The sequence below is a fragment of the Pseudomonas sp. HY7a-MNA-CIBAN-0227 genome (genome assembly GCF_040310325.1).
In the GTDB taxonomy this organism is placed as follows: Bacteria; Pseudomonadota; Gammaproteobacteria; order Pseudomonadales; family Pseudomonadaceae; genus Aquipseudomonas.
Genome location: NZ_JBEOPT010000341.1, coordinates 1 through 240, shown reverse-complemented (window position 1 = coordinate 240; position 240 = coordinate 1). Strand labels below are relative to the sequence as shown.

The 240-nt window shown below is 55.4% G+C and carries 1 protein-coding gene; it reads left to right on the top strand.

Translation table 11 applies throughout. The annotated features are described in order from the left end of the window. Positions 1-240 (top strand): DEAD/DEAH box helicase (locus AAEZ06_RS28190; RefSeq protein ID WP_350617505.1); only part of this gene is annotated, 240 nt, incomplete at both ends.

Sequence of the window (240 nt, the reverse complement as noted above, 5' to 3'; positions counted from 1 at the left end):
CATTACGACCCATGGTGGCATCCGGCGGCTGAAAACCAGGCCACTGATCGTGCACACCGAATTGGTCAGGATAAGCCTGTATTCGTTTACAAGATGATTGCGCGCGGCACCGTGGAAGAGAAAATCCAGCACCTGCAGCAGGAAAAATCAGATCTGGCGGCAGGTGTACTCGATGGACGCATTGCCGGAGACTGGAAACTGCAAGACGACGACATCGACGCCCGGTTTTCGCCATTGCCG